Origin of the sequence: Peptoniphilus sp. BV3C26 (genome assembly GCF_000478985.1) — a bacterium.
Taxonomy (GTDB): Bacteria; Bacillota; Clostridia; order Tissierellales; family Peptoniphilaceae; genus Peptoniphilus_B; species Peptoniphilus_B koenoeneniae.
Window position 1 is genome coordinate 1 of record NZ_AWXB01000051.1, and the last position, 1986, is coordinate 1986.

Below are 1986 nucleotides of genomic sequence, written 5' to 3' on the forward strand. Positions count from 1 at the left end.
TTTTTTATTGTATTTTAATTAATATTTGTTTTTTATGATCTATGTGAAGCATTTTATTTTAAAATTTTTTCATTCGCCTTTCGGCGCCGGACCAATAAATTGGTCCCTACACCCTCTTGCAGAGATTTGCTTTTGTGGCATGTAGGGACCGGTTTACCGGTCCGTGTGCCTAGGGTGAGAAAACAAAATCGACTTTTTTTTGAAACATATTTTTTACGCTTTACGTGAAGCTATTTTTAAATTGAAATTTATTTTTTACCATGTTTTCTATGAAAAACTTTGTTGGCCTGCCTGTTTCTTGGGAGAAAACAAAATCGACTTTTTTTTGAAACATGTTTTTTATGCTTTACGTGAAGCATTTTTATTTTAAAATTTTTTCATTCGCCTTGCGGCGCCGGACCAATAAATTGGTCCCTACGTTGGGTTTTATTTTCAATGATGTTATTATTTTATATTTACCTTTTCTCATTGCTTATCTTATTTCATTCGCCTTGCGGCGCCGGATCAATAAATTGGTCCCTACATTGGGTTTTATTTTCAATGATGTTATTATTTTATATTTACCTTTTCTCATTGCTTATCTTATTTCATTCGCCTTGCGGTGCCGGACCAATAAATTGGTCCCTACAAACCTATGTAAGACTCTAGGGCCCGGTTTACGGGTCCGTGTGCCTATGATGGGAGAACAAATTCAACATTTTTTATAAATATTTTTTGCCCTTTATGTGAATCATTTCTTTTTTGTATTTTGTATTTTTTATTTTTTATGTAATTTAAAAATTTTTATAACAATTGTTATAATTATTCTTCTTTTGTGTTAAAATATAAATAATTTAAGAAGGGAGTAAAAAATATGAAACTTACAAAAACAAAAGAACTTGTCCTTTCAGGACTTTTAATTGCCCTTGGTCTTGTACTTCCAATGGCTTTTCATTTATTTAAAGCAGGTGGCCCGGTATTTTTACCTATGCATATTCCTGTGCTTTTGGGAGGAATGATTTTATCTCCTGTTTTCGCTTTACTAGTTGGGGTGCTTACGCCTATTGTATCTAATTTACTTACTAGTATGCCACCTCTTATGCCCATGCTTCCAATTATGATTGTGGAACTGGGTCTTTATGGTCTTGTGGCTTCGATCTTAAGAAAAAAATTAAATTTAAATGTTTTTATTTCTTTAATAATTTCAATGATTATAGGTAGGATTGGTGCTGGCCTTGTAGTTTATGTAATGACAAGTGTTTTTGCAGTACAATTTGCTCCTCCTATTGCTTTTGTTATTGGAGGAATAAGTAAGGGTATACCGGGTATTATTATTCAACTTATTTTCATTCCTATTATTGTTAAGGCTGTGGAAAAATCCATGAGGTAATGTGATGGAAAATATTAAAAAAATTAATGAAAATATTTTGTTTTTTAATAAGATGGCTGAAAAATGGGATCAGATTGCTGATGATGATTTTGATTTAATTAGGGCTATTTTAAAATTATCTTCTATTGAGGATGAGGGTAAAGTCCTTGATGTTGGTTGCGGTACGGGAATCTTGGAAAATTTTTTCAAGGGTACAAATTTAAAGGTTACTGCTATAGATATTTCAGATAAAATGATTGAAAAGGCTGAATCAAAATTTAAGGAAGATAATATTTCTTTTAAAAATATTGATTTGTTTGATTTTGATGAAAAAGATTTTGATTTTATAATTTTATATAATGTCTATCCCCATTTTAAGGATCAAAGAGCTTTGGCTTCAAAGTTATATAATCTTCTTTCTGATTCTGGCAGATTAACTATTGCTCATGGTCATGGGAAAAATTATATTAATAAGCTTCACGGCAAGGTTGAGAGTGATTCTAATTCCCTTAAAGGCGTGGAAGAAGAAATAAAATATTTTTCTGATTTTTTTAATGTTGATATAAAAATTGACACCGATAATTGCTTTATGATGTCAATGACTAAAAAGATTAACCTTTTATAGTGTTCATAATAAT

The 1986-nt window shown here is 30.8% G+C and carries 2 protein-coding genes; both read left to right on the plus strand.

The window, feature by feature from the left end; all coding sequences use genetic code 11:
• Positions 1–853 precede the first annotated feature (853 nt).
• On the plus strand, positions 854–1369 hold the full coding sequence (locus HMPREF1253_RS05445; protein WP_023055756.1) for an ECF transporter S component: 516 nt from the start codon (positions 854–856) through the stop codon (positions 1367–1369).
• A 4-nt stretch (positions 1370–1373) separates the two neighbouring features.
• Positions 1374–1973, plus strand: a complete 600-nt coding sequence (locus HMPREF1253_RS05450; RefSeq protein WP_023055755.1) for a bifunctional 2-polyprenyl-6-hydroxyphenol methylase/3-demethylubiquinol 3-O-methyltransferase UbiG — start codon at positions 1374–1376, stop codon at positions 1971–1973.
• The last annotated feature ends 13 nt before the right edge of the window (positions 1974–1986 follow it).